The following is a 25,106-nucleotide window of genomic DNA, read 5'->3' as shown; positions in this document are numbered from 1 at the left end:
GTAGAGAATACCAAGGCGCTTGAGAGAACTCTGGTGAAGGAACTAGGCAAAATGGTACCGTAACTTCGGGAGAAGGTACGCCGGTTTTGGTGATGGGACTTGCTCCCTAAGCTGAGGCCGGTCGAAGTGACCAGGTGGCTGCGACTGTTTATTAAAAACATAGCACTCTGCAAACTCGTAAGAGGACGTATAGGGTGTGACGCCTGCCCGGTGCCGGAAGGTTAATTGATGGGGTTAGCTTCGGCGAAGCTCTTGATCGAAGCCCCGGTAAACGGCGGCCGTAACTATAACGGTCCTAAGGTAGCGAAATTCCTTGTCGGGTAAGTTCCGACCTGCACGAATGGCGTAACGATGGCCACGCTGTCTCCACCAGAGACTCAGTGAAATTGAAATCGCTGTTAAGATGCAGTGTACCCGCGGCTAGACGGAAAGACCCCGTGAACCTTTACTACAGCTTTGCACTGAACTTTGAGCCTATTTGTGTAGGATAGGTGGGAGGCTTTGAAGCAATGACGCTAGTTGTTGTGGAGCCGTCCTTGAAATACCACCCTGGTATGTTTGAGGTTCTAACTCTGGTCCGTTATCCGGATCGAGGACAGTGTATGGTGGGTAGTTTGACTGGGGCGGTCTCCTCCCAAAGAGTAACGGAGGAGTACGAAGGTGCACTCAGCATGGTCGGAAATCATGCAATGAGCATAATGGTATAAGTGCGCTTGACTGCGAGACAGACATGTCGAGCAGGTACGAAAGTAGGTCATAGTGATCCGGTGGTTCTGTATGGAAGGGCCATCGCTCAACGGATAAAAGGTACTCCGGGGATAACAGGCTGATACCGCCCAAGAGTTCACATCGACGGCGGTGTTTGGCACCTCGATGTCGGCTCATCACATCCTGGGGCTGAAGCCGGTCCCAAGGGTATGGCTGTTCGCCATTTAAAGTGGTACGCGAGCTGGGTTTAGAACGTCGTGAGACAGTTCGGTCCCTATCTGCCGTGGGCGTTGGAGATTTGAGAAGAGTTGCTCCTAGTACGAGAGGACCGGAGTGAACGAACCTCTGGTGTTCCGGTTGTCACGCCAGTGGCATTGCCGGGTAGCTATGTTCGGACGGGATAACCGCTGAAAGCATCTAAGCGGGAAGCCTCCTTCAAGATAAGATCTCCCTGAGGCCTTGAGCCTCCTGAAGGGCCGTGGAAGACTACCACGTTGATAGGCTGGGTGTGGAAGCGTTGTGAGGCGTTGAGCTAACCAGTACTAATTGCCCGTGCGGCTTGACCATACAACAGAGATGGTTACTAACGACTAGCTAAGCTAGCGGATTGTTGAATGAAAGACACACAATGATCGCTTGCGGTGTATTACTACAGATTGTTTTACCGACTTATTTGGGGTTATCGCCGGTCACCAACATGACCGAGGCAAACAGCGATAACGCGGCAGGCCAAGCACTTTGCTTATAAGACCAACGCCAACCCAAGCCAGTTTGCCTGACGACAATAGAGTTGTGGAACCACCTGATCCCTTGCCGAACTCAGAAGTGAAACGCAACATCGCCGATGGTAGTGTGGGGCTTCCCCATGTGAGAGTAGGTCATCGTCAGGCTTCTAATCCGAAAGGGCCACCCAATAGGGTGGCCCTTTTTTTATGGCTGAAAAAATATTTTAAAGAAGCAAAAAACAAAAAACTAAGAAATGGAAGAAAGAGGGAGCAGAAAGTACTTAGTAAAAATTAAATAGAAAAAATAAAAGTAATCCTGAAAAACTTTAATGCTCAACTTTCTATTTAAAAGTCAGTCAGTAAATAAAAAAGAAAAAGCTAAAATTACTTGAGCACCTTAAACAGACGCTCTCCTAAAAAGCCTATAAAAATAGCTCTTTACCGATCTTCTCTCCAAACGCCTTTACACTCACTCAAAAAATAATCCAACAAAATAACTCTCGCAAAAACCAGAAAAGTACCCATACCACTCCCGCCAAAAATTAAATTTAGCCGGTAAAAATATCGGTGATTTTTTAGTCTCTGCAGTAATCCCCTGTAACCACGGGGCCTGTAGCCCGTTTATTAAAGTTATACACAACTCTATCCAGACTTTCTGTTAGTAACACCTGGCTGTGGAAATCCGCGCAAAAAGTGCTGCTTTTTTACCCGCCTTGAGTGCAGCCAAGCAACCACGGGGCTGGCCGGGGATATCCCGGAGTTATACACAGCTCTATCCATGGTTTCTGTTGGTAACAAAGGCGCCATAAAACGGACATCAGTTATTAACAGTGTTATGAGCGATAAATCTGTGGATTACTGCGGCTGATTGGTACGCCAGTATGCGAGAGAAGAAAAATTTGGGGATAAAAAAAGCCCCACCAGGTGGGGCTTGGGCGAGCTAATAGGCAAAGGCGTTATCTGGAACGAGATCAAAGTTCATATCATTCAAACTGAGGTCTTCCAGTGGAACCAGCTCGGCAGGGAGAGCAAAGCGTCGTGTGGCATTGTTCTGGTGCCAATCCAATACTTCAATGTCTGCTGACTCTTCTTGCTGTAGATCTTGTAAAAAGGTCTTCAGCTCAGTGGTACTCGCAGTAATTAGCGACTGGTAGTCGTAGGTTCCCAGTAGTTTAACGAAGCGGTATTCATCTGTGGCCTCTTCAATACGCAGCCAGGCCTGCCCATTGGAATTACTATCCTTGCCGAGAATAACCGGGCCGTGATCATCGTCGAACACTGGAACGAGCTGATAATCGGGAACAGGTAGTATTGTCCCAACCCAAACCCAACCAGAGAGACTGATGCGGCTTAATTGCCATTCACAGAGCCATACCGTCTGATCATCGTCAATGCGAAATTCCCGGTACTCCCTTTGGCTTAAATAGTTGTCAAAGCTCACTTCGGCATTGGGGTTATCTTTACGAAAACTATGAAGCTGTTGTGTCATTTCATAGTTTACTTCCCAATGCTTTTTCAAGCGCCACTGCATTGGGTATTGGCCCCATTCAACGATATATTCTTCGTGCTCGCGAACAGTTTCGACTACGCGCCAAAAGGCACCGTCAATAAGAATGCAGGTATCCCCGAGCTTACAGCCCGGTGCAATGATGCTGCATTCAGGTGAGGCTTCGGATGCACTCACTAAGTGTTCGCTACGCCCTTCAATAACGTCATACCAGGGAAATCCGTGACGCAATGGTGGCGGGAATGCCAATGGCGGCCGGCCGCCAAGTAATCGTCGGAAGAGAACCGATTTTTCAATTTCAAGATCAGAAAGTGTATAGCCTTCCTGTTGTGTGATTTGGCCCCAGGCAAAGGCGGCTCGGATTAGGTGTTTTTCTCGGTCTGAAAAGCTCATGGGTGCAATCATGGGCAACTAAATAAGAAACCATACCACTGTGCAGGGGTGGGCGCTAATGCAAATGCAATTATCTGCCTTTTGCTGGATGACGACACCTTAGGAGCAGTTCGATACACTGGTTGGGATAAATTCGTTGGATAGGGGGTTGGCAGTGGTTTGGATACAGAGGTTTGCGATCTTCGCGGTTAGCTTGTTTATATGGCTATCTCCAGCAGTTGCAGAAGACGGAGAAGAAAATAACTTCGAGTCCTGCTACCTGGACGGCTGGAGCCATGCTCTGCACTGTACAAAGATACCGGTTGGTGAAGGAGAAGCGGCAGTAGATCTAGCGGTAATGATAGCCCCAGCAGTTAATGACATTGGACTGGAGCCACTTTATTTACTGGCCGGTGGCCCCGGTCAGGCAGCGAGTTATCTGACCCCGATTCTAAATGCCTTATATAAAGTCAATCAGAGTAGGGCGATCGTACTTGTCGATAGGCGCGGTTCGGGTTACTCGGCTGCATTTGACTGTGGGATCGACGGAGAAGTCCATATGGATCTGGAGGCGGTCACCGATCAATTCTCAACTTGCTACCTTGAAAACTCCTCCTTTGCTAAAACACTGCATAGCCGTCAAGCGGTTGATGATCTGGAGGAAGTGCGCCTTCAGTTGAGACATAAAAAAATTGCTTTGTGGGGAGGTTCTTGGGGAACTCGCACCGCGCTTCTTTACCTGCAATGGTATCCCGAAAGTTTAAGTGTCCTGATCCTGGATGCCGTAGCCCCGATTGATTCAAAAGTTTTTCTTACTGCGCAAGCTGCTGAAAAGGCGCTGCTAAAATTGGAGAAAGACTGCAGTCAGGATCCGGTGTGCTCCGAATTTGGCGATTGGAGATCTGACCTGGATAGCTTGCTTAGGGACTGGGATGGAAGAGCATCGAACTTCCCGGACCCCCATTCTGGTCGCACAATGGAAACAAGTGTTCCCCGTAGCTTCATACAAAACCTGATAAGGACCGCGCTCTACGCACCTGAAACGGCAGCGCAGTTACCATACGCTATTAGCCAGGCTGAGGAGGGTAATTATTTACCGCTATCGGGGTTGGTTGGACTTTTATCTGATGATGGAAGTATGTCTATGGGGCTCACCTTATCAGTTGCTTGCGCTGAAGAATTAAATCGCACTACAGAGGAAGAGCTGGCTGCAGATATTCGCGATAGCTTTTTAGGTGATGCTTTTTTTGAGATTTTTGCTGAGGGTTGCAAGGTGTGGCCCGTATCTCCTATCACTTACGAAGTCCCGGAAGAAAGAAATCATCCTGTGTTAATTATTTCCGGGGAAGCTGACCCTATTACCCCACATTATTATGCGGAACAAAGCTTGGGGTATCTTTCAGAATTAAAACAGGTAGTGGTTCCAGGTGGTGGACATATCAATAGTATGCGCGGTTGTATACCAAAGCTAATAGATGATTTTCTAAAATCTCCACTTGCTTCTTTAGATAGTGATTGTATTGCGGATATTCAAAGACCACCTTTTATGGCGGGTGCTTTTGGACCTGAAATTGATAAAGCGGTATCCAGTGAGTTGCTATCGAGCCAAGGGGATAACAAATGATTGCTGTTAAATCTATTCACAAGCAATTCTCTGGAAAGAAAGTACTCAAAGACCTGAATTTCAATATACCTGATGGCCAAATAACCGCTTTGCTGGGGGCTAATGGAGCCGGTAAAACTACATGCCTCAGAATTATAACGGGGTTGGTAAAACCGGATGAAGGTACAGTAATTGTTAGTGGGCTTAATGTGGCCGAAAAGCCATTAGAAATAAAGCGGCAATTGGGCGTTGTCGGCGATCGTGAAGGCTTGTATGAACGACTTACTGTAGCGGAGTACTTATCATTTTTTGCCAGTGCGCAGGGATTATTTGGGGCAGAGCTTAAGCGCGCATTGAATTCTGTTCGAGAAGAGCTGGAATTAGAAGATTTGTGGCAACGTCGGACAAAAGGCTTTTCCCAGGGGGAGAGAATGAAAGTGTCGCTGGCGCGGGCACTAGTTCACCGGCCTACGCATTTGATACTCGATGAACCGACTCGCGGGCTTGATGTCCTTGCAGCGAGACTGCTGCGGAAAACACTTCTGCGGTTGCGCTCTGAGGGCGTAGCCATTTTATTTTCCAGCCATATTATGGCTGAAGTTACTGAGTTGTCAGATAGAGTATTGGTGATGGCTAACGGTGCTATTGTCGATAGTGGTACCCCCGATGAGCTTGTAGAACGCACAGGCTGTAAAAACCTGGAAGATAGTTTCGTCACTCTGGCTTACGGGGTTAAAGGGGAGGTGATGGCATGAAATTTTTAAACCTATTATTTACTCCCGCCATGCCTGCTCTTCTGAAGAAGGAGTCTTTAGAGGTTTGGCGTGACCGGCGAGCACTGTATTTATCTTTGCTGTTTGCCATTTCATTTCCCGGAATGATCGCATCGATGACTCTGTTTATGTTTAAGTCCCAAGGGGAGAGGACATTTCAGCTAGCGTTGTTAGGCGGGCAGGATTTACCAGTATTAGAGCAGCAGCTGAGTAAAGGGCGGGTGGAACTGGATAGCCTGTCAGAAGGGGACCCGATAGCTTTACTTGATGAAGGTTACGATGCAGTTGTGAAAATTGATGAAGGTTTTTCTACCGATTATCGCAATTTCCGCAGCCCCAAGGTTTATTTGTATGTTGATAGCTCCGATCGTTTCAGCGGGCAAGGCGCGAGTCATGTTCAACAAAAGCTGGGTGAGCTACAACAGCTCATTGTTCAACAAAGAATGGTCGCTAGGGGAGTCCCACTAAAAACAATAGCACCCTGGCAAGTCCAGGTCAGGGATGTCAGTACCCCGTCTACCCGCAGTGCCTGGATTGTTGGTTCAATACCGACACTCTTGATAATGACGCTGTTTATAGGTTGCCTGTCCTCGTCCATTGATGCCTCTGCCGGTGAGCGGGAGAGAATGAGTTTTGAGGTATTACTGCAACAACCTCTGGCCGCCTGGCAGGTGGTCCTGGCCAAGGTTCTCGCTGTAGCCAGTATCAGTTGGTTATCTTCAATTCTCGCGTTAGTTTCGCTAATGGCTGTTTTTCCATTTTTGCCCTTGGCTGAAATGGGGATACAACATGCAACTACGCTGAGTGGCATGGTTGCTATGGCGCTAGCCCTGCTCCCACTGGCTCTATTGGTTGCCGTACTGCAAATATTGTTAGCGTTGCGTTCCCAGTCATTTAAAGATGCCCAAACTCAATTGAGTATATTGCAGATTTTACCTGTCACTATGTTGTTAATATTGGATATGTCATCCATAGAGCTAGAGGAGCCTGCCTGGCAGTTGGTCCCGCTGGTCGCGCAACAGCAGTGGTTTAAGGCTCTACTGGTTGGGGATACGGTCTCCATATCTCTGATGATCGCTGGCTCACTAGTCAGCCTTTTGTTGGTTGTTGGGTGTATATTAGGCGGTGCCCGAGCGCTGCAGCGAGAGAGTCTGCTCGGAGCTACCTAGCTTACTGATTTAGAGAGTTGTACTGGTATGAGTGACTTTCGTGAAGGGTTATTAAGTATCAACCTGAGGTCTATAGCAGATAACTATCAGGATCTGGCTAATCGCTTGAAAGCCGGCACCCGGTGCGGTGCTGTGGTTAAAGCGGATGCTTACGGCTTGGGAATGGCTCATGTTGCACCGGCGCTATACGCTCAGGGATGCCGCGATTTCTTTGTGGCCACCCAAGTCGAGGGGGAGCGCTTGCGCAGTGACCTCGGCAACGATGTGAATATAGTCATTTTTACCGGTGTCAGGCCTGGTGCTGAACTAGAGTGCGCTCGCGCGGGGTTGATCCCCACATTGTTTACTCTGGATCAATTGAAGAGCTGGGTTGAAATCTGCGAGAAAGCTCAGTTGGAGGCCCCTTGCGCCGTAAAAATTGATACCGGCATGACTCGGCTGGGATTGACCCCAGATGAGTTCGAATTGCTGCTCAAGGACCGCCCTCTCTTGGAGTCCGCCGATGTTCGGATGTTCTTCAGTCATCTTGCCTGTGCAGATCAGCCCCAGCATCCGCATAACAAGCTTCAGTTGAACGAGTTTAAGACCGCGGGCGATCGCTTGCGGGAACTGTGCCCGGATATTCAGCTCAGCCTTGCGAACTCATCCGGCATCTTTTTGGGTGAGGACTATCACTTTGATATTGCCCGACCGGGCTCCGCACTATACGGCCTTAACCCTGTCCCTGAGGCTGAAAACCCGATGCGTCCAACGGTGACTTTGGGTTTGCCAATTGTCCAAAAGCGCTATGTCAGTCAGTCCCGGTCTGTGGGGTATGGTGCGACCCAGGAAGTTCCCGGAGATAGTTGGCTTGCGGTAGCTCGGGGTGGATATGCCGATGGCATTATACGAGCCCAAGGGGGGCGGGGGCGCGGATGGGGGCATGGCCGCCCTCTGCCAATTGTCGGGCGTATATCAATGGACTCTACCACTTTCGATATTTCGGGTCTCAGCGAAGAGGAGCGGGACTCCCTTCAGTCGATCGAGATTCTCAATGACCAGCTTACGGTGGATGAGGTCGCTGGGTATGCCGGGACTATCGGTTATGAAGTCCTGACGAGCCTCGGGCATCGCTATGGCCGCCATTATGTAAAAGGTTGAACAAATTGCAGGACGTCGCCGCAAAAACACCATTAGAACAGCTTCGCCCGGTGCTGGAGCTTCTGGCGGATGGGGAAATACACTCGGGAGAATCCCTCGGGAATGCGCTTGGTGTCAGCCGAGCCGCTGTTTGGAAACAACTACAAAAGCTCGAGAGCTACGGCCTGACGCTTGAGTCTGCTAAGGGGCGAGGTTATCGCTTGCCGGGAGGTCTCGACCTGCTATCTGAGCAGACTGTTACCGCTCAGCTGGATGGTTCAGCCCGAGCGCTACTGCGCGAGTTGCAGGTTTTTGATGAGTTGAGTTCAACGAACTCCCTGTTACTGGAACGTTTTGAAGAAGGTAAGGGACACGCTGTAGCGATTCTCGCCGAGCGGCAAAGTGCCGGTCGGGGCCGCCGTGGTCGCAACTGGGTCAGCCCCTATGCCACAAGTATCAGCCTCTCAGTGGGCTGGGAGTTTAATGGCGGTGTACAAAGCCTGGAGGGGTTGAGTCTTGCCGTCGGTGTTGCTGTGGCAAAAGCGCTCGAGCGTTTTTCTGTACCGGGCGTGCGCCTGAAGTGGCCAAATGATGTGTGGTGCCAGGGCCGTAAATTGGCCGGTGTATTACTTGAGCTAAAAGGGGATTTAACCGACCGCTGTTCAGTGGTTATCGGCATTGGGTTGAATAATGGTCTCAACGCAAAGACAGCAGAGGAGATTGATCAACCATGGGCAGATCTCCAGCAAGTCCGTCCTGGTATTGGCCGCAGTGAATTAACTGCGGCGATACTCAGCGAGCTGTTACCGATGCTGGAAACTTACCCGGAAGGGGGCTTCGCCGCTTACCGGGAATCGTGGTCAACCCTAGACCAGTTTGCCGGGCAGCCAGTTCAGTTGCGGTCAGGTAATTTGAGCTGGGAAGGTGTTGCGGCCGGTGTCGATGAAAAAGGAGCCTTGTTACTCGACACTGATAAAGGGCAAAAGTCATTTCATGGGGGGGAAATCTCGTTGCGGGGGCAGGTGTGATTCTAGAGCTGGATGTCGGCAATACACGGGGTAAGTGGCGCTACCTGGTCGAAGGCGAGGTGATAGCCCGTGGTGATATCGAAACTGGGCAGTTGCGCCAGCAGGTTTTGCCTGAGGGTTGGGCAGACCTAACCCCCTACCGTTTTCGGGTAGTGAATGTTGCCGGTCCCGTTGTTGCTGAATTCTTGAGTCGGGTGGCCCGAGACCTGTTCACACTGGAGGCTGAATTCTCGGCAGTAGCGCCCCAATGTGCCGGCGTTATCTGCGGGTATGAAGACCACTCCGCCCTGGGGGTGGATCGGTGGCTGGCAATGTTGGCGGCCTACCAGCAATCTCCCCGAGCATCATTAATTGTGGATTGCGGCAGTGCGGTCACCTTAGATTTGCTGGACAATAGCGGGCGCCACATTGGGGGATATATCGTTCCCGGTTTCGGATTGATGAATCGCGTTCTCAGTGTCGATACTCATGCAGCAAAGAGTCGTGAGGCACTGGCCCTGACAAAAACATTGGGCGCGGGACGCAATACCAATGAGGCGATAAACCGTGGCCTCTTGCTGATGGTGTTGGGTGCGGTTGATCGAGCAATGGAAGAATTGCAGGTCCACTCCGGTTCCCCCCCTTTATTGTGGTTAACCGGTGGAGATGCGCAGTTGCTCTCCGCAGTTTACCAGCACGAACATCGCCTGGTTCCCGATTTGGTGATGGATGGGTTGGCCCTTAGTAATCCATAAAAATTTACTCTGTTATGCGCTGGATAGCCCTTTCTTTAGTCGCCCTGAACGCTGTGCTTTTTGCCTGGTATATGTTGGTAGCGCCGTCTCCGCAGTTAAGTAGCGGCAAGAGCCCGATCCCTCACGAGTCGGAGGGAAAGAAAATTACCCTCGTTAGCGAAATATCCCCTGAAGAGCTGCCTGCTCCAGAGAAGGCCGGGGCACTGAGTAAGGAGTCCTTTGAGGTTGAGCAGCTTTGTACGCTGTTGGGGCCTTTCGCGGAGGAGTACCAGGGCGAGGATCTCTTGCAGCGAATCCGGTCCCTTCAGGTTAAAGCCGAGCTGCGTGATATAGAAATGCAGGGGCAGATGCGCTACTGGGTATATCTGCCGCCACTGAGTTCGAGGCGGGAGGCCTACAAGCGCTTGCGTGAACTACAGTCTCAGGGGATCGACAGCTATGTCATTCCCAAAGGCGCATTGGAAAATGGCATTTCATTTGGGATTTTCAGTGAGCGAGCCCGAGCTGAGTCCCATACCAGCGTTTTGAAGGAGAGGGGGGTTACCGCGCAGTTCAAGGAGGAGCCGCAAACCTATATGGAGCGGTGGATAGTTATGCCCCCCGGCAGCACAGAAAGTCTTGCAGAAGAATTTTGGCGACAATTGCAAAGTGAATACCCGGACCTGGATCGGCGCCCAAATCTTTGTTCTGAAGTGCTTGGCTAACAAAAAAGCAGATTTATCAGAAAATCATCAGGTGGCGTCTCGAATCGCTGTTTTTTTCAACAAGTTGGAATAGGCGACATAAAAAATATGATTTATCTGCAAAAAGGGTGTTGCGTGTCGAGATAAGTTCCCATAGAATCCCGCCTCCATTGACGAGGGTGACTTAACAACTTCGGCAATGAACGGGATAGGGCTGGCGTAGCTCAGTTGGTAGAGCAGCTGACTTGTAATCAGCCGGTCGGGGGTTCGACTCCTCTCGCCAGCTCCATTTTCATCCCGTTGCTGTCAAAATTAGGTTTCGCTGCTAAGTATGTGAAATTTAAAGAAAAATTGTTGACAGCGCAGCGAGATGTGTAGACAATGCACACCGCTTTGAGCAGGGGTTCCCGAGTGGCCAAAGGGATCAGACTGTAAATCTGACGCGAAAGCTTCGGTGGTTCGAATCCACCCCCCTGCACCATATTACACCTTAGGGTGTTGCGCGAAATCTAAGGGTTTCGCATGGAGGTCCCGAAAGCGGGCATAGTTCAATGGTAGAACCTCAGCCTTCCAAGCTGATGATGCGGGTTCGATCCCCGCTGCCCGCTCCAAGTTTTGGGGTTGGTTGGAATGCTCTCCAGGGTGCAACATTTTAAGGTGCCGTTATCGGCAAGATTTTAGCTCATGTAGCTCAGGGGTAGAGCACACCCTTGGTAAGGGTGAGGTCGGCGGTTCAAATCCGCCCATGAGCTCCATTTTATATGACCGCAAGAGTGAAAGCTCTTGCGGTTGTTTGTGTCCGGGGTCGGATTTTCCGGGTCGGATGTGCATGTTCTGGACGTGGGTGGTGCCGTTATCGGCTCGCCTATATAATAGGAGGCTGCAATGGCAAAAGAAAAGTTTGAACGTTCCAAGCCCCACGTGAACGTGGGCACCATCGGTCACGTTGACCACGGTAAAACCACCCTGACCGCTGCTCTGACCCGCGTATGTGCGGAAGTTTGGGGCGGTGACGCTGTTGCTTTCGACGGTATCGACAATGCACCGGAAGAGCGTGAGCGCGGTATCACCATCGCTACTTCTCACGTTGAGTACGAGTCCCCGACTCGCCACTACGCTCACGTAGATTGCCCGGGACACGCCGACTACGTTAAGAACATGATCACCGGTGCTGCTCAGATGGACGGCGCTATCCTGGTATGTTCCGCAGCTGACGGCCCCATGCCGCAGACTCGTGAGCACATCCTGCTTTCCCGTCAGGTAGGTGTACCTTACATCGTTGTATTCCTGAACAAAGCGGACATGGTAGACGACGAAGAGCTGCTCGAGTTGGTAGAAATGGAAGTTCGCGAACTTCTGGACCAGTACGAGTTCCCAGGTGACGACACTCCGATCATCGTTGGTTCCGCTCTGATGGCCCTGAACGGCGAAGACGACAACGAAATGGGTACTACCGCTGTTAAGAAGCTGGTAGAGACTCTGGACGAGTACATCCCTGAGCCAGAGCGCGCTGTAGATCAGCCGTTCCTGATGCCGATCGAAGACGTATTCTCTATCTCTGGCCGTGGTACTGTTGTAACTGGTCGTGTAGAGCGCGGTGTGATCAACACTGGCGACGAGATCGAAATCGTTGGAATCAAAGAAACCACCACTACTACCTGTACTGGTGTTGAAATGTTCCGCAAGCTGCTCGACGAAGGTCGTGCTGGTGAGAACATCGGCGCACTGCTGCGCGGCACTAAGCGTGACGAAGTAGAGCGTGGTCAGGTACTGGCTAAGCCGGGCTCCATCACTCCGCACACCAAGTTCGAAGCGGAAGTGTATGTACTGTCCAAGGACGAAGGTGGTCGTCACACCCCGTTCTTCAAAGGCTACCGTCCTCAGTTCTACTTCCGTACTACCGACGTAACTGGTGCGGTAGAGCTGCCGGAAGGTACTGAAATGGTAATGCCGGGCGACAACATTCAAATGGTTGTTACCCTGATCGCTCCGATCGCCATGGAAGACGGCCTGCGCTTCGCTATCCGCGAAGGTGGTCGTACCGTAGGTGCGGGCGTTGTTGCTAAGATCATTGAGTAATCTTTGATTTCTGCATCACAATATTCTATGTGGTGCACCAGGTGGGAGAGTTCCTGTAGCTCTCTCATCTTTGAGTGCGAAAGTGCTCACACTGTACAGGCCAGTAGTTCAATTGGTAGAGCACCGGTCTCCAAAACCGGGTGTTGGGGGTTCGAGTCCCTCCTGGCCTGCCATTTTTAATCACTCCGCTTAGATAAGCTTAGGGGTGTCGCAAAACCCTACTTGTCAGTGGGGCTTTTGTGTTTATGAGCGCTAAAAGATTATCTATAGTGCGCTAAGGGCTTCTTATATGAATGCTAAAACAGAAGCGAAAACCTTTCGTCTTGACGGTCTGAAGTGGTTGTTAATAGTGCTGCTGGTGGGCGGTGCTGTTGCAGGCAATTCATATTATGCCGAATTCCCTTTGTTTTACCGAGTGTTGGCAGTAACTGCCATCTGTCTGGTAGCTCTGGTTGTGGCTGTAAATACCGCCAAAGGCAATGCGTTGTGGCAACTGTTGCGCGAAGCGCAAACTGAAGTCAGGCGTGTGGTTTGGCCGACCCGCCAAGAAGCAACCCAGACCACAGCGATTGTGGTTGTTTTCGTGTTGATTATGGCGCTTATCTTGTGGGCGCTTGATTCGGCTCTGGGTTGGGCGGCTTCCAAATTTATCGGCTAAAGGTTGATACATGTCAAAGAATTGGTATGTGGTCCAGGCTTACTCGGGCTATGAGAAGCGTGTCGCCAGCTCCCTGAAAGAGCGCATTGAGCTGAACGAAATGGACCACCTGTTTGGTGAGGTCCTGGTTCCCACGGAAGAAGTGGTTGAGATGCGCGCAGGGCAAAAGCGTAAGAGTGAGCGCAAATTTTTCCCGGGCTATGTCCTGGTAGAAATGGAATTGAATGACGATACCTGGCACTTGGTGAAAGAAACTCCCCGAGTACTGGGTTTTATCGGCGGTAAGGCGGATAAGCCAGCCCCGATTACTGACCGCGAAGCGCAGGCTATCCTGAATCGCATAGACGATTCCGCCGATAAGCCCAAGCCCAAGACTCTGTTTGAGCCCGGTGAAATGGTTCGAGTTATCGACGGTCCGTTTAATGATTTCAACGGTGTGGTTGAAGAGGTTAACTACGAGAAGAGTCGCTTGCGAGTGGCTGTGTTGATCTTCGGACGTTCCACCCCGGTTGAACTGGAGTTCAGTCAGGTAGAGAAGACCTGATTCCAGTATAAATTTTTTGCCCCCTTTCGCCGCGAGGTGGAAGGGGGTTTTCGCGTCCCCGAAAAATGAGTTTTCATTTCGGGGTTCGGGGAGCTTGCCCTTAAACCTTATGGCTGAGTGGTGGGCGTTAATACCCAACTAGAGGAGAGCTGTAATGGCTAAGAAAGTAGAAGCTTATATCAAGCTGCAAGTTAAGGCCGGTCAGGCCAACCCGAGTCCGCCCGTTGGTCCCGCACTGGGTCAGCACGGTGTGAACATCATGGAATTCTGTAAGGCGTTCAACGCCCAGACCCAGAGCCTCGAGCCAGGTCTGCCAGTTCCAGTTGTAATCTCTGTATACAACGACCGCTCCTTCACCTTCATCATGAAGTCGCCGCCCGCCGCTGTACTGCTGCGCAAGGCTGCCAAGATCAAGAGCGGTTCCGGTCGTCCGAACACTGAGAAAGTGGGTAAAGTAACCCGCGCTCAGCTGGAAGAGATCGTAGAAATGAAGAAAGCAGACCTGACTGCATCCGACTTGGACGCGGCCGTGCGCACTATCGCCGGTTCCGCTCGCAGCGCCGGTATCGAAGTGGAGGGTCTCTAAGTGGCTAAATTGAGCAAGCGTCAGCGCGTAATCGCTGAGAAAGTTGAAGCTGGTAAGGCTTACGGTATCGAAGAAGCCGTAGCCCTGCTGAAAGAGCTGTCCAACGTTAAGTTTGCAGAAACTGTAGACGCTTCCGTAAACCTGGGCATCGACCCACGTAAATCCGATCAGGCTGTTCGCGGTGCAACTACTCTGCCGCACGGTACTGGTAAAGAAGTTCGCGTAGCTGTTTTCACCCAGGGTGCTAACGCTGACGCCGCTAAAGAAGCGGGCGCTGACTTGATCGGTATGGACGAGCTGGCTGCCGACGTTAAAGCAGGCAAGATGGACTTCGACGTAGTAATCGCTTCCCCCGATGCGATGCGCGTTGTAGGTCAACTGGGTCAAATCCTCGGCCCGCGCGGCCTGATGCCGAACCCGAAGACTGGCACTGTAACTCCAGACGTTGCTACTGCGGTTAAAAATGCCAAAGCTGGTCAGGTGCGTTTCCGCGCTGACAAAGGCGGCATTATCCACGGTGGTATCGGTAAAGTTGCTTTCGATGCGAACTCTCTGAAAGAGAACCTGGAAGCTCTGGTTGCCGACCTGAAGAAAGCCAAGCCGGCTTCTGCAAAAGGTGTATATCTGAAGAAGATCACCCTGAGCACCACTATGGGCCCGGGTCTGGTTATCGATCAGTCTTCCCTGAACATCTAAATATCACTGCGGGGTGTGATCACCTCTCAGTAAATCGAACTTTGGGGTCCACCTGAATGCTTCGGCAGAAGGTGGGCCGTCAAAGACCGTAGGTGTCAGGTGCGTTGAGGTTTAACGTGCCTGGCTTAATCCGAACTTCGGCCAGGTTGGCCATTGCGAGGTTCGAGCCTACGCAGACGGTGTCGCCCAAACCAGTATTTTTACTGGATTTGAGCTTTATGCACCGGAACGGATCGGACGTTTAAGTCCGGTTTTTTTCAAATCCAGGAGTGACACTATGGCTATTGGACTCGAAGACAAGAAAGCGATTGTCGCAGATGTCCAGCAAGCTGCTGAAGGTGCTCTGTCTGCGGTTGTTGCGGATTCCCGCGGCGTAACCGTGAATGACATGACCACTCTGCGCAAAGAGGCTCGCGAGAACGGCGTTTGGTTGAAAGTCGTCCGCAACACTCTGGCGCGTCGCGCTCTGGCAGGTACCGAATACGAATGTCTGACTGACAAATTCGTAGGTCCTAGCATCATTGCATTCTCTAACGAACACCCAGGTGCCGGCGCGCGCATCCTGAGCCAGTTCGCTAAAGGCAATGACAAGCTGGAACTGAAAGGTGCTGCCTTCGAAGGCGCGATCACCGACGTCGCATTGTTGGCAAGCCTGCCGACTTACGACGAGGCGATCGCCAAGCTGATGAGCGTGTTGAAAGAAGCATCTGCTGGCAAGCTGGTTCGCACTATTGCGGCCGTTCGCGACCAAAAAGAGCAGGAAGCTGCGTAATTTTTTCGCTAGAGCGAATCGCAGTTTCAAAACGAAATACGAGCAGCTACTGCTCAAACCAATTCAGGTACTGAATCATGTCTCTGACTAAAGAAGATATCATCAATGCTGTTGCCGAAATGTCCGTTAAGGATGTTGTTGAGCTGATCGAAGCAATGGAAGAGAAATTCGGCGTAACTGCTGCTGCAGCAGTTGTAGCTGGCCCAGCTGGTGGCGAAGCTGCCGCTGAAGAGAAAGACTCTTTCGACGTAATCCTGACTTCCCCAGGCGACAAGAAAGTGAACGTGATCAAAGTTGTTCGCGGCATCACTGGCCTGGGCTTGAAAGAAGCTAAAGGTCTGGTAGACGGCGCTCCGAGCCCGCTGAAAGAAGGCGTAAGCAAAGACGAAGCTGAAGCAGCTAAGAAAGAGCTGGAAGAAGCTGGCGCAGTTGTAGAACTGAAGTAATTCGGTTCTTGCGTCTCCCGCTAGCTGTCGCGTAAAGCGGCGGGTAGCGGTAAGGCTGGTGGACTTTTGTCCGCCGGCCTTTTTGCCGTTTGCGGTACTGAGGTTTTTACCGGTGCCGGCGGGATTTAAAAACCGTGGCAAACCTCATTTAACCATAGCGCAGTAGCGCTACCCAAAAGCAAGCGGAGAGGTTTCTGGCCAGTGCAGGCAAGTTGCATTGACCAGAGGCTTCTCGCCCGGAGGGGCTCTGGACTGGAGTCCCACGAAGTCTTGTCACTGATCAAGCTGGGGAATTTGAATGGCTTACTCATATACTGAGAAAAAACGTATCCGCAAGGATTTTGGCAAACTGCCTAAGGTCATGGATGTGCCCTTTCTGCTTGCGATACAGCTCGATTCTTATCGCAACTTTACACAGGCCGACAAGCGCCCCGACGACCGTATGGACGTTGGCCTGCAAGCGGCGTTTAAATCTGTATTTCCGATTGTCAGCTATTCCGGCAATGCCGCCCTGGAGTACGTAAGTTATACGCTGGGTAAGCCCGCTTTTGACGTTAAGGAATGTACCCTGCGCGGCGTTACCTATGCATGTCCGCTGCGCGTGCGCGTGCGTCTGATTATTTACGATAAAGAATCTGCGAATAAGTCCATTAAGGACATTAAAGAGCAGGAAGTTTACATGGGCGAGATTCCGCTCATGACCGACAACGGTACCTTCGTAATCAATGGTACCGAGCGCGTTATCGTATCCCAGCTGCACCGTTCCCCGGGTGTATTCTTCGATCACGACAAAGGCAAGACTCACTCTTCCGGTAAGCTGTTGTACGCCGCGCGTGTCATCCCCTACCGTGGCTCATGGCTGGACTTCGAGTTCGATCCGAAAGACCTGGTGTTTGTGCGTATCGATCGTCGCCGTAAATTGCCAGCGACTATTCTGCTGCGTGCCCTGGGTTACACCTCCCAGGAAATGCTGGAAATGTTCTTCGAGACCAGCACCTTTGAGCTGTTGGAAGACCGTGTTAGCCTGGAGCTGATTCCGTCTCGCCTGCGCGGTGATGTTGCTTCTTTTGACATCAAAGACGGCCAGGGCAAGGTGATTGTCGAAGAGGGTCGCCGTATTACCCCGCGTCATATCCGTCAGTTGGAAAAGGCCGGCGTAGAAAAGCTGGAAGCACCGCTCGAGTACCTGTTTGGCCGTGTACTGGCGAACGACATCATCGATGAGTCCACCGGTGAGATCGCGATCGACTGTAACACCGAGATTACTGATGAAGTAATCGCCAAGCTGCGTGTACTGAACGTTAAGAGTTTCCAAACCCTGTACACCAACGACCTGGATCGCGGTCCGTTTATCTCCGACACCCTGCGTGCAGAGCCTTCTCGCACTGTGTTGGAAGCGCTGGTAGAGATCTACCGTATGATGCGCCCGGGCGAACCGCCCACCAAGGAGTCCGCAGAAGCGCTGTTCGAGAACTTGTTCTTTACCGACGAGCGTTACGACCTGTCCGCTGTTGGCCGCATGAAGTTCAACCGACGCCTGGGTCGCGAAGACGAGACTGGCCCCGGCACTCTGAGCAAAGAAGATATCGTCGAAGTTCTGAAGACTCTGATCGATATCCGCAACGGTCAGGGCATGGTCGACGATATCGATCACCTGGGTAACCGTCGCGTGCGTTCCGTAGGCGAAATGGCTGAAAACCAGTTCCGCGTTGGCCTGGTACGTGTAGAGCGCGCTGTTAAAGAGCGCCTGTCCATGGCGGAGTCCGAAGGCCTGATGCCTCAGGACCTGATCAATGCCAAGCCGGTTGCCGCTGCCGTGAAGGAATTCTTCGGTTCCTCGCAGCTGTCCCAGTTTATGGACCAGAACAACCCGCTGTCGGAAGTGACTCACAAGCGTCGTGTTTCCGCCCTCGGCCCGGGTGGTTTGACCCGTGAGCGCGCTGGCTTTGAGGTGCGCGATGTACACCCGACTCACTACGGCCGCGTATGTCCGATTGAGACGCCGGAAGGACCGAACATCGGTCTGATTAACTCCCTGGCTACTTACGCCCGCGCCAACCATTACGGTTTCCTCGAGAGCGCCTACCGCAAAGTGGTCGATGGCAAGGTAACTGATGAAATTGCGTACCTGTCCGCGATCAATGAAGCCAACTTCATTATTGCCCAGGCATCTGCGGAAGTAGATGACAACGGTAACTTTGTTGATGACCTGATCAGCGTGCGTCACCAGGGCGAATTTACCCTGAAAGCACCGAGCGAAATCCAGTATATGGATGTTTCCGCCAAGCAGGTGGTTTCCGTAGCTGCGGCGATGATTCCATTCCTCGAGCACGATGACGCCAACCGTGCATTGATGGGATCGAACATGCAACGTCAGGCGGTACCGACCCTGCGCGCTGAAAAGCCGCTGGTGGGCACCGGTATGGAGCGCACTGTAGCGCGCGACTCCGGCGTGTGTGTGGTTGCTAAGCGCGGCGGCATTATTGAGCGCGTTGATTCCAGCCGTGTGGTTGTTCGCGTGGCCGATGCTGAGGTGGAAGCCGGTGATGCAGGTGTGGATATCTACAACCTGACCAAATACATCCGCTCCAACCAGAATACCTGTATCAACCAGCGCCCGATCGTTAATACTGGCGATCGTGTAGTCCGTGGCGATATTCTCGCCGATGGTCCCTCTGTAGACCTGGGTGAGCTGGCTCTGGGCCAGAATATGCGCATCGCATTTATGCCCTGGAATGGTTACAACTTTGAGGACTCCATCCTCATCAGTGAGCGCGTTGTACAGGAAGACCGCTTCACCACCATCCACATTCAGGAGCTGACCTGTATTGCCCGCGATACCAAGCTGGGCAGTGAGGAAATTACTGCGGATATCCCCAATGTTGGCGAATCTGCCCTGAATAAGCTGGACGAGTCCGGCATCGTATACATCGGCGCAGAAGTAGGCGCTGGCGATATCCTGGTCGGTAAGGTCACTCCGAAGGGCGAAGCCCAGCTGACTCCGGAAGAAAAACTGCTGCGCGCAATCTTCGGAGAGAAAGCTTCCGACGTTAAGGACACCTCCCTGCGCGCGCCCAGTGGCACCCGCGGTACGGTGATCGACGTTCAGGTATTTACCCGCGACGGCCTGCAGAAAGACCAGCGCTCCCTCGATATCGAGAAGTCACAGCTGGACGAGGTCCGCAAGGATCTGAACGAGGAATATCGCATTGTAGAAGGTGCGACCTTCGAGCGCCTGCAACAAGCTCTGCTGGGCCAAAAGGCCGCCGGTGGTAAGGGCGTTAAGAAGGGCGATGAGATGACCGCTGAAGTCCTCGCCGCCCTGCCGCGCGAAGACTGGTTCAAGCTGCGTATGGAAGACGACAGCCTGAACGATCAGCTGGAAAAAGCGGAAGCTCAGCTGAAAGAGCGTCGCAAGCTGCTCGACGAAGCCTTCGAAGACAAGAAGAAGAAACTGGAGTCCGGCGATGACCTGGCTCCGGGCGTGCTGAAAATCGTCAAGGTTTACCTGGCGATCAAACGCCGCATCCAGCCGGGCGACAAGATGGCCGGTCGTCACGGTAACAAAGGTGTTATCTCCGTAATCAAGCCCGTTGAGGACATGCCATATGACCAAAACGGTGAGCCGGTAGATATCGTCCTGAACCCGCTGGGCGTTCCCTCGCGGATGAACGTTGGTCAGGTTCTGGAAATGCACTTGGGCATGGCCGCTAAAGGCCTCGGCGTTAAAGTCGACAAGATGATCAAGGAGCAGCAGGAAATCGCCAAGGTGCGCGGATTCCTGGAAGAGGTCTACAACTCCACTGGCGGACGCAAGGAAGAACTCGACGAGTTCTCCGATGTGGAAGTCATGACCATGGCGCAAAACCTGCGTCGCGGCGTACCTATGGCGACCCCGGTATTTGACGGTGCCGATGAAAGTGAGATCAAGCAGCTGCTGCGTCTTGCCGATATCCCGGACTCCGGTCAGATCACCCTGCACGACGGCCGCACCGGCGATGCTTTCGAGCGTCCGGTAACTGTGGGCTACATGTACATGCTGAAGCTGAACCACTTGGTAGACGACAAGATGCACGCGCGTTCTACCGGTTCCTACAGCTTGGTTACCCAGCAGCCGCTGGGTGGTAAAGCCCAGTTCGGTGGTCAGCGTTTCGGGGAGATGGAAGTGTGGGCGCTGGAAGCTTACGGCGCTGCATACACCCTGCAGGAAATGCTCACGGTTAAATCCGATGACGTGGAAGGCCGTACCAAGATGTACAAGAACATCGTGGACTCCGACCACCGCATGGAGCCGGGCATGCCGGAATCCTTCAACGTACTGGTTAAGGAAATCCGCTCTCTCGGTATGAACTTCGAGCTTGAGCACGAGTAAATCCGAACCCGTACCGAAGCCTGTTGGCAGGTGAAATGAGACAAGTGCCAGCGCCCCTCGAAGCAGTGGGGCAGCTGGCTAGCCCGGCGGCTAGTGCGAGAGCCGGGTTGACTACCCCCTAGTGGAGGAAAGGCCTTGAAAGATTTATTAAATCTGGTGAAGTCCCAGGAGCAGCTGGAAGAGTTTGATGCGATTCGTATCGGTCTGGCATCACCGGACATGATTCGCTCCTGGTCCTACGGCGAAGTGAAAAAGCCGGAGACCATCAACTACCGTACCTTTAAGCCTGAGCGTGAAGGCTTGTTCTGTGCCAAGATCTTTGGCCCGGTAAAAGACTACGAGTGCCTGTGCGGTAAGTACAAGCGCATGAAGCACCGCGGCATTATCTGTGAGAAGTGTGGCGTTGAAGTGACCAAGGCCAAGGTTCGCCGTGAGCGCATGGGTCACATCGAGCTGGCCAGCCCGGTTGCACACATCTGGTTCCTGAAGTCCCTGCCGTCCCGTATCGGCCTGCTGCTGGACATGACCCTGCGCGATATCGAGCGCGTGCTGTACTTCGAATCTTACGTTGTTACCGAGCCGGGTATGACTACCCTGGAGCGCGGCCAGCTGCTGAATGACGAGCAGTACTTTGAGGCGATGGAAGAGTTCGCCGATGAGTTTGAAGCGAAAATGGGTGCCGAGGCGATCCAGGAGCTGATGGCGGACATCGAGCTGCCCGCAGAAATCCAGCGCCTGCGCGAAGAGATCCCGGCGACCAACTCCGAAACCAAGATCAAGAAACTGTCCAAGCGCCTGAAGCTGCTGGAAGCCTTCTACAAGTCCGGTAATAACCCGGAGTGGATGGTGATGAAGGCTCTGCCGGTTCTGCCGCCGGATCTGCGCCCGCTGGTACCGCTGGATGGCGGTCGTTTCGCGACCTCCGATCTGAACGACCTCTACCGTCGTGTGATCAACCGTAACAACCGTCTGAAGCGTCTACTTGAGCTGAACGCGCCGGACATTATCGTGCGCAACGAAAAGCGCATGCTGCAGGAATCTGTTGACGCACTGCTGGATAACGGCCGTCGTGGTCGCGCCATCACCGGCTCCAACAAGCGCCCGCTGAAGTCCCTGGCTGACATGATTAAAGGTAAGCAGGGTCGTTTCCGTCAGAACCTGCTGGGTAAGCGTGTTGACTACTCCGGTCGTTCCGTGATCGTGGTAGGTCCGACCCTGCGTCTGCATCAGTGTGGTCTGCCCAAGAAGATGGCACTGGAACTGTTTAAGCCGTTTATCTTTGGCAAGCTGGAATCCCGTGGCCTGGCCACTACGATCAAAGCTGCCAAGAAGATGGTTGAACGCGAGGAAGCTGTCGTTTGGGATATCCTCGACGAAGTGATCCGCGAGCACCCGGTACTGCTTAACCGTGCACCGACCCTTCACCGTCTGGGTATCCAGGCGTTTGAACCGGTACTGATTGAAGGTAAGGCAATCCAGCTGCACCCGCTGGTTTGTGCGGCCTATAACGCCGACTTCGACGGTGACCAGATGGCGGTACACGTACCGCTGACGATCGAAGCGCAGCTGGAATCCCGCGCGCTGATGATGTCCACCAACAACATCCTGTCTCCTGCCAACGGTGAGCCGATCATCGTACCGTCCCAGGACGTGGTACTGGGTCTGTATTGGATGACCCGCGAGCGCGTTAACGATAAAGGCGAAGGCATGTTCTTCTCCGATATCAAAGAAGTGAGCCGCGCTTTCTACGCCAAGCAGGTTGGTCTGCAAGCGAAGATCAAGGTGCGTATCCGCGAAAATATCGTCGGCGAAGACGGTGAGAAGCACGAGACTATCTCCATTCAGGACACCACTGTAGGCCGCGCGCTGCTGTGGAACATCGTGCCGGAAGGCCTGCCGTTTGCGCACGTCAACCAGCCGATGAAGAAAAAGGCGATCTCCCGCGCCCTGAACGAGTGCTACCGTAAGGTAGGCCTGAAGGCGACGGTTATTTTTGCCGACCAGCTGATGTACACCGGTTTCGACTTCTCTACCAAGTCCGGTTCCTCCATTGGTGTGAACGACTTTGAGATTCCAGCTGAGAAAGCTGAACTGATCGATGCCGCTGAAGCGGAAGTGAAAGAGATTGAAAGCCAGTTTGCTTCCGGCCTGGTAACCCAGGGTGAGAAGTACAACAAGGTTATCGACGTTTGGTCCCGTACCAACGACAAGGTAACCCAGGCGATGATGGCCGGTATCAAGAAAGAGAAGGTGATCGATCGCGAGGGCAACGAGACCAAGCAGGACTCCTTCAACTCTGTATATATGTACGCAGACTCCGGTGCTCGTGGTTCTGAAGCTCAGATCCGTCAGCTCGCGGGTATGCGTGGTCTGATGGCCCGTCCAGATGGCTCCATTATCGAGAACGCCATTACGGCAAACTTCCGTGAAGGTCTGACTGTACAGCAGTACTTCATCTCGACCCACGGTGCTCGTAAAGGTCTGGCGGATACCGCACTGAAAACCGCTAACTCCGGTTACCTGACCCGTCGTCTGGTTGACGTGGCCCAGGACGTGGTAATTACCGAGCTGGATTGTGGCACCGACGACGGTCTGACCATGGCGCCGGTAATCGAGGGCGGTGACGTTATCGAATCTCTCGGTGACCGTATCCTCGGTCGTGTAGTGGCCCGCGATGTACTGAAGCCAGGCAGTGATGAAATCGCCGTTTCTGCCGGCACTATGATCGACGAGAAGTGGGTAGAGCGCATCGAAGCCATGGGCATCGATGAGGTTCTGGTTCGCTCCCCGATCACCTGTGAGACTGCACACGGTATCTGTGCCCAGTGTTACGGCCGTGACCTGGCCCGTGGCCACCGCGCCAACCCGGGTGAGTCTGTGGGCGTTGTTGCCGCACAGTCCATCGGTGAGCCGGGCACCCAGCTGACCATGCGTACCTTCCACATCGGTGGTGCTGCAAGCCGTGCCTCCGCTGCGGACAGCATCCAGGTGAAGCAGGGCGGTACCGTACGTCTGCACAATGTTAAGACGGTTAAGACCGAAGTTGGCACTCTGGTAGCCGTGTCCCGTTCCGGTGAGCTGGCGATTGCCGACAGCGCCGGTCGCGAACGCGAGCGCTACAAGCTGCCTTACGGTGCTGTGATCAGCGTCTACGAAGGTGCCGAGGTAGACGGTGGCCAGATCGTGGCCAAGTGGGACCCGCACACCCACCCGATCATCACCGAGGTTGCCGGTTGGGTGAAACTGTCCGGCATGGAAGAAGGGCTCTCCATCCGCAAGCAGACCGACGATATCACCGGCCTGTCCTCTATCGAGATTATCGATCCGGCCGAGCGCCCGGCAGCGGGTAAAGATCTGCGCCCAGCGGTAACCCTGCTGGATGAGAACGGCGAAGAGCTGACTCTGGCTAACAGTAATGCGCCTGCGCACTACGCCTTGCCGCCGCGTGCAATCCTCAGCCTGGCTGAAGGTAAGCAGGTGAACGTGGGTGACGTAATCGCACGTATTCCGCAGGAATCCGGCGGTACCAAGGATATCACCGGTGGTCTGCCCCGCGTTGCCGACCTGTTCGAAGCGCGTAAGCCGAAAGAGCCGTCCATTCTGGCGGAAATCTCCGGTACCGTTTCCTTCGGTAAAGAGACCAAAGGCAAGGTTCGTCTGCAGATTACTCCGCGCGACGGCAAGCCGCTGGCCAATGGTAAGGACCACTACGAGGTTCTGATTCCAAAGCATCGCCAGTTGACCGTGTTCGAAGGTGAAACCGTAGAGAAGGGTGAGGTTATCTCCGATGGCCCGTCCAACCCGCATGATATTCTGCGCCTGAAAGGTGTTGAAGAGCTGGCTCGCTACATCACCAACGAGATCCAGGAGGTTTACCGCCTCCAGGGTGTAGGTATTAACGATAAGCACATCGAAACCATCGTGCGTCAGATGCTGCGTAAAGTTGAAGTCACCGAGATGGGTGATTCCAGCTTGATTAAGGGCGACCAGGTTGAATACCAGCGCGTGATCGAAGAGAACGAACAGCTGCGTGCCGAGAACAAGCAGCCCGCTCAGTTCGAACGCCTGCTGCTGGGTATTACCAAAGCGTCCCTGGCAACTGAGTCCTTCCTGTCAGCGGCTTCGTTCCAGGAAACCACTCGCGTTCTGACCGAAGCGGCGGTAACTGGTAAGGAAGACAACCTGCGCGGCTTGAAAGAGAACGTGGTTGTGGGTCGCTTGATCCCGGCTGGTACCGGTCTGGCTTACCACAGCGAGCGCAAGCGCAAGCGCAGCCTGCAGTTGGAAGAGGCCTTCGGTGAAGGACCTTCCGCAGCTGAGGTTGAAGCGGCTCTGACTGAGGCACTGAAATCCTCAGGCGAATAAGGCGTATCCCACTCTATCTGTTGGTGGAGTGGGGTGGGTTGGGGCACTTAGGTGCCCGATCTGATATTGGCGACTGTCTGTGATGTAAGCACTTACTTCCGTCGCCGATTGACTAGGCGGGTTGTCGCTTATAGAATGCGGCCCCCGCTTATGTGGGGTGTTCCGTT

The 25,106-nt window shown here is 53.0% G+C and carries 17 protein-coding genes, 5 tRNA genes and 2 rRNA genes (1 of these 24 only partly in view); 23 read left to right on the top strand and 1 reads right to left on the bottom strand.

Annotated elements, in window-relative coordinates; translation table 11 throughout:
- Both ACJJIL_RS19880 and rrf read left to right on the top strand, forming a co-directional pair.
- Positions 1-1,275, top strand: a 23S ribosomal RNA gene (locus tag ACJJIL_RS19880) (it extends 1,607 nt beyond the left edge of the window).
- Positions 1,276-1,482: 207 nt separating this feature from the next.
- Positions 1,483-1,598 (top strand): 5S ribosomal RNA (gene rrf, locus ACJJIL_RS19875).
- A 775-nt stretch (positions 1,599-2,373) separates the two neighbouring features.
- On the opposite strand, the gene ACJJIL_RS19870 is transcribed toward rrf, so the two are convergent.
- On the bottom strand, positions 2,374-3,333 hold the full coding sequence (locus ACJJIL_RS19870; RefSeq protein WP_445360592.1) for a hypothetical protein: 960 nt from the start codon (positions 3,331-3,333) through the stop codon (positions 2,374-2,376).
- Between the two features lie 154 nt (positions 3,334-3,487).
- Between ACJJIL_RS19870 and ACJJIL_RS19865 the strand changes: the two genes are divergently transcribed.
- From ACJJIL_RS19865 to rpoC, 21 genes are all read left to right on the top strand, one after another.
- Entirely contained in the window at positions 3,488-4,936 is a 1,449-nt protein-coding gene (locus tag ACJJIL_RS19865; RefSeq protein WP_445360591.1) for an alpha/beta fold hydrolase, read from the top strand.
- Entirely contained in the window at positions 4,933-5,670 is a 738-nt protein-coding gene (locus ACJJIL_RS19860) for an ABC transporter ATP-binding protein (RefSeq protein WP_282934411.1), read from the top strand. Before ACJJIL_RS19865 ends, ACJJIL_RS19860 begins: the two co-directional genes overlap by 4 nt.
- On the top strand, positions 5,667-6,857 hold the full coding sequence (locus ACJJIL_RS19855) for an ABC transporter permease (RefSeq protein ID WP_445360590.1): 1,191 nt from the start codon (positions 5,667-5,669) through the stop codon (positions 6,855-6,857). The genes ACJJIL_RS19860 and ACJJIL_RS19855 overlap by 4 nt, the downstream gene beginning before the upstream one ends.
- 27 nt (positions 6,858-6,884) lie before the next feature.
- The gene (gene alr / locus ACJJIL_RS19850) at positions 6,885-7,997 is read left to right on the top strand and encodes an alanine racemase (protein WP_444895287.1); all 1,113 of its coding nucleotides are present in this window, start codon (positions 6,885-6,887) and stop codon (positions 7,995-7,997) included.
- A gap of 5 nt (positions 7,998-8,002) precedes the next feature.
- Entirely contained in the window at positions 8,003-9,004 is a 1,002-nt protein-coding gene (birA, locus tag ACJJIL_RS19845; protein WP_444926593.1) for a bifunctional biotin--[acetyl-CoA-carboxylase] ligase/biotin operon repressor BirA, read from the top strand.
- Positions 9,001-9,738 carry a type III pantothenate kinase gene (locus ACJJIL_RS19840; RefSeq protein ID WP_444926594.1) on the top strand — a complete coding sequence of 246 codons (738 nt, stop codon included), beginning with the start codon at positions 9,001-9,003 and terminating at the stop codon, positions 9,736-9,738. The genes birA and ACJJIL_RS19840 overlap by 4 nt, the downstream gene beginning before the upstream one ends.
- 14 nt (positions 9,739-9,752) lie before the next feature.
- The gene (locus ACJJIL_RS19835) at positions 9,753-10,442 is read left to right on the top strand and encodes an SPOR domain-containing protein (RefSeq protein ID WP_445360589.1); all 690 of its coding nucleotides are present in this window, start codon (positions 9,753-9,755) and stop codon (positions 10,440-10,442) included.
- A gap of 192 nt (positions 10,443-10,634) precedes the next feature.
- A tRNA-Thr gene (locus ACJJIL_RS19830) sits at positions 10,635-10,710 on the top strand.
- A 108-nt stretch (positions 10,711-10,818) separates the two neighbouring features.
- A tRNA-Tyr gene (locus ACJJIL_RS19825) sits at positions 10,819-10,902 on the top strand.
- A gap of 56 nt (positions 10,903-10,958) precedes the next feature.
- Positions 10,959-11,032: transfer RNA gene (locus ACJJIL_RS19820), tRNA-Gly, on the top strand.
- A 69-nt stretch (positions 11,033-11,101) separates the two neighbouring features.
- Positions 11,102-11,176 (top strand) — tRNA-Thr (locus tag ACJJIL_RS19815).
- A gap of 130 nt (positions 11,177-11,306) precedes the next feature.
- Positions 11,307-12,500 (top strand): elongation factor Tu, encoded by a 1,194-nt coding sequence (gene tuf, locus ACJJIL_RS19810; protein WP_108731642.1) that lies wholly within the window; start codon positions 11,307-11,309, stop codon positions 12,498-12,500.
- 97 nt (positions 12,501-12,597) lie between these two features.
- Positions 12,598-12,673: transfer RNA gene (locus tag ACJJIL_RS19805), tRNA-Trp, on the top strand.
- A gap of 116 nt (positions 12,674-12,789) precedes the next feature.
- The gene (secE, locus tag ACJJIL_RS19800) at positions 12,790-13,158 is read left to right on the top strand and encodes a preprotein translocase subunit SecE (protein ID WP_108731643.1); all 369 of its coding nucleotides are present in this window, start codon (positions 12,790-12,792) and stop codon (positions 13,156-13,158) included.
- Positions 13,159-13,168: 10 nt separating this feature from the next.
- Positions 13,169-13,702: a transcription termination/antitermination protein NusG gene (nusG, locus tag ACJJIL_RS19795; protein ID WP_108731644.1), complete on the top strand. Its 534-nt coding sequence runs from the start codon at positions 13,169-13,171 to the stop codon at positions 13,700-13,702.
- 154 nt (positions 13,703-13,856) lie between these two features.
- Complete coding sequence (gene rplK / locus ACJJIL_RS19790) at positions 13,857-14,288, top strand: 50S ribosomal protein L11 (protein ID WP_108731645.1); 432 nt, start codon at positions 13,857-13,859, stop codon at positions 14,286-14,288.
- Positions 14,289-14,984: a 50S ribosomal protein L1 gene (gene rplA / locus ACJJIL_RS19785; RefSeq protein ID WP_108731646.1), complete on the top strand. Its 696-nt coding sequence runs from the start codon at positions 14,289-14,291 to the stop codon at positions 14,982-14,984. It begins immediately after the preceding gene.
- Between the two features lie 277 nt (positions 14,985-15,261).
- On the top strand, positions 15,262-15,756 hold the full coding sequence (rplJ, locus tag ACJJIL_RS19780) for a 50S ribosomal protein L10 (protein WP_282934404.1): 495 nt from the start codon (positions 15,262-15,264) through the stop codon (positions 15,754-15,756).
- Between the two features lie 77 nt (positions 15,757-15,833).
- Complete coding sequence (gene rplL, locus ACJJIL_RS19775) at positions 15,834-16,202, top strand: 50S ribosomal protein L7/L12 (protein ID WP_282934403.1); 369 nt, start codon at positions 15,834-15,836, stop codon at positions 16,200-16,202.
- A gap of 298 nt (positions 16,203-16,500) precedes the next feature.
- On the top strand, positions 16,501-20,574 hold the full coding sequence (gene rpoB, locus ACJJIL_RS19770; protein WP_445360588.1) for a DNA-directed RNA polymerase subunit beta: 4,074 nt from the start codon (positions 16,501-16,503) through the stop codon (positions 20,572-20,574).
- A gap of 135 nt (positions 20,575-20,709) precedes the next feature.
- Entirely contained in the window at positions 20,710-24,939 is a 4,230-nt protein-coding gene (gene rpoC, locus ACJJIL_RS19765; RefSeq protein ID WP_282934401.1) for a DNA-directed RNA polymerase subunit beta', read from the top strand.
- Positions 24,940-25,106 lie beyond the last annotated feature (167 nt).

The sequence above is a fragment of the Microbulbifer maximicatervae (SeqCode) genome, assembly GCF_052468095.1.
This window is presented reverse-complemented; position numbering and strand designations above follow the sequence as displayed.

Bases quoted from the DNA above. Each gene is read 5' to 3' on its own strand.
- ACJJIL_RS19835 (WP_445360589.1), top strand. From the start codon at position 9,753: ATGCGCTGGATAGCCCTTTCTTTAGTCGCCCTGAACGCTGTGCTTTTT.
- rpoB (WP_445360588.1), top strand. From the start codon at position 16,501: ATGGCTTACTCATATACTGAGAAAAAACGTATCCGCAAGGATTTTGGC.
- tuf (WP_108731642.1), top strand. From the start codon at position 11,307: ATGGCAAAAGAAAAGTTTGAACGTTCCAAGCCCCACGTGAACGTGGGC.
- ACJJIL_RS19870 (WP_445360592.1), bottom strand. From the start codon at position 3,333: ATGAGCTTTTCAGACCGAGAAAAACACCTAATCCGAGCCGCCTTTGCC.
- alr (WP_444895287.1), top strand. From the start codon at position 6,885: ATGAGTGACTTTCGTGAAGGGTTATTAAGTATCAACCTGAGGTCTATA.
- nusG (WP_108731644.1), top strand. From the start codon at position 13,169: ATGTCAAAGAATTGGTATGTGGTCCAGGCTTACTCGGGCTATGAGAAG.
- rplJ (WP_282934404.1), top strand. From the start codon at position 15,262: ATGGCTATTGGACTCGAAGACAAGAAAGCGATTGTCGCAGATGTCCAG.
- ACJJIL_RS19855 (WP_445360590.1), top strand. From the start codon at position 5,667: ATGAAATTTTTAAACCTATTATTTACTCCCGCCATGCCTGCTCTTCTG.
- rplK (WP_108731645.1), top strand. From the start codon at position 13,857: ATGGCTAAGAAAGTAGAAGCTTATATCAAGCTGCAAGTTAAGGCCGGT.
- rplL (WP_282934403.1), top strand. From the start codon at position 15,834: ATGTCTCTGACTAAAGAAGATATCATCAATGCTGTTGCCGAAATGTCC.
- ACJJIL_RS19860 (WP_282934411.1), top strand. From the start codon at position 4,933: ATGATTGCTGTTAAATCTATTCACAAGCAATTCTCTGGAAAGAAAGTA.
- secE (WP_108731643.1), top strand. From the start codon at position 12,790: ATGAATGCTAAAACAGAAGCGAAAACCTTTCGTCTTGACGGTCTGAAG.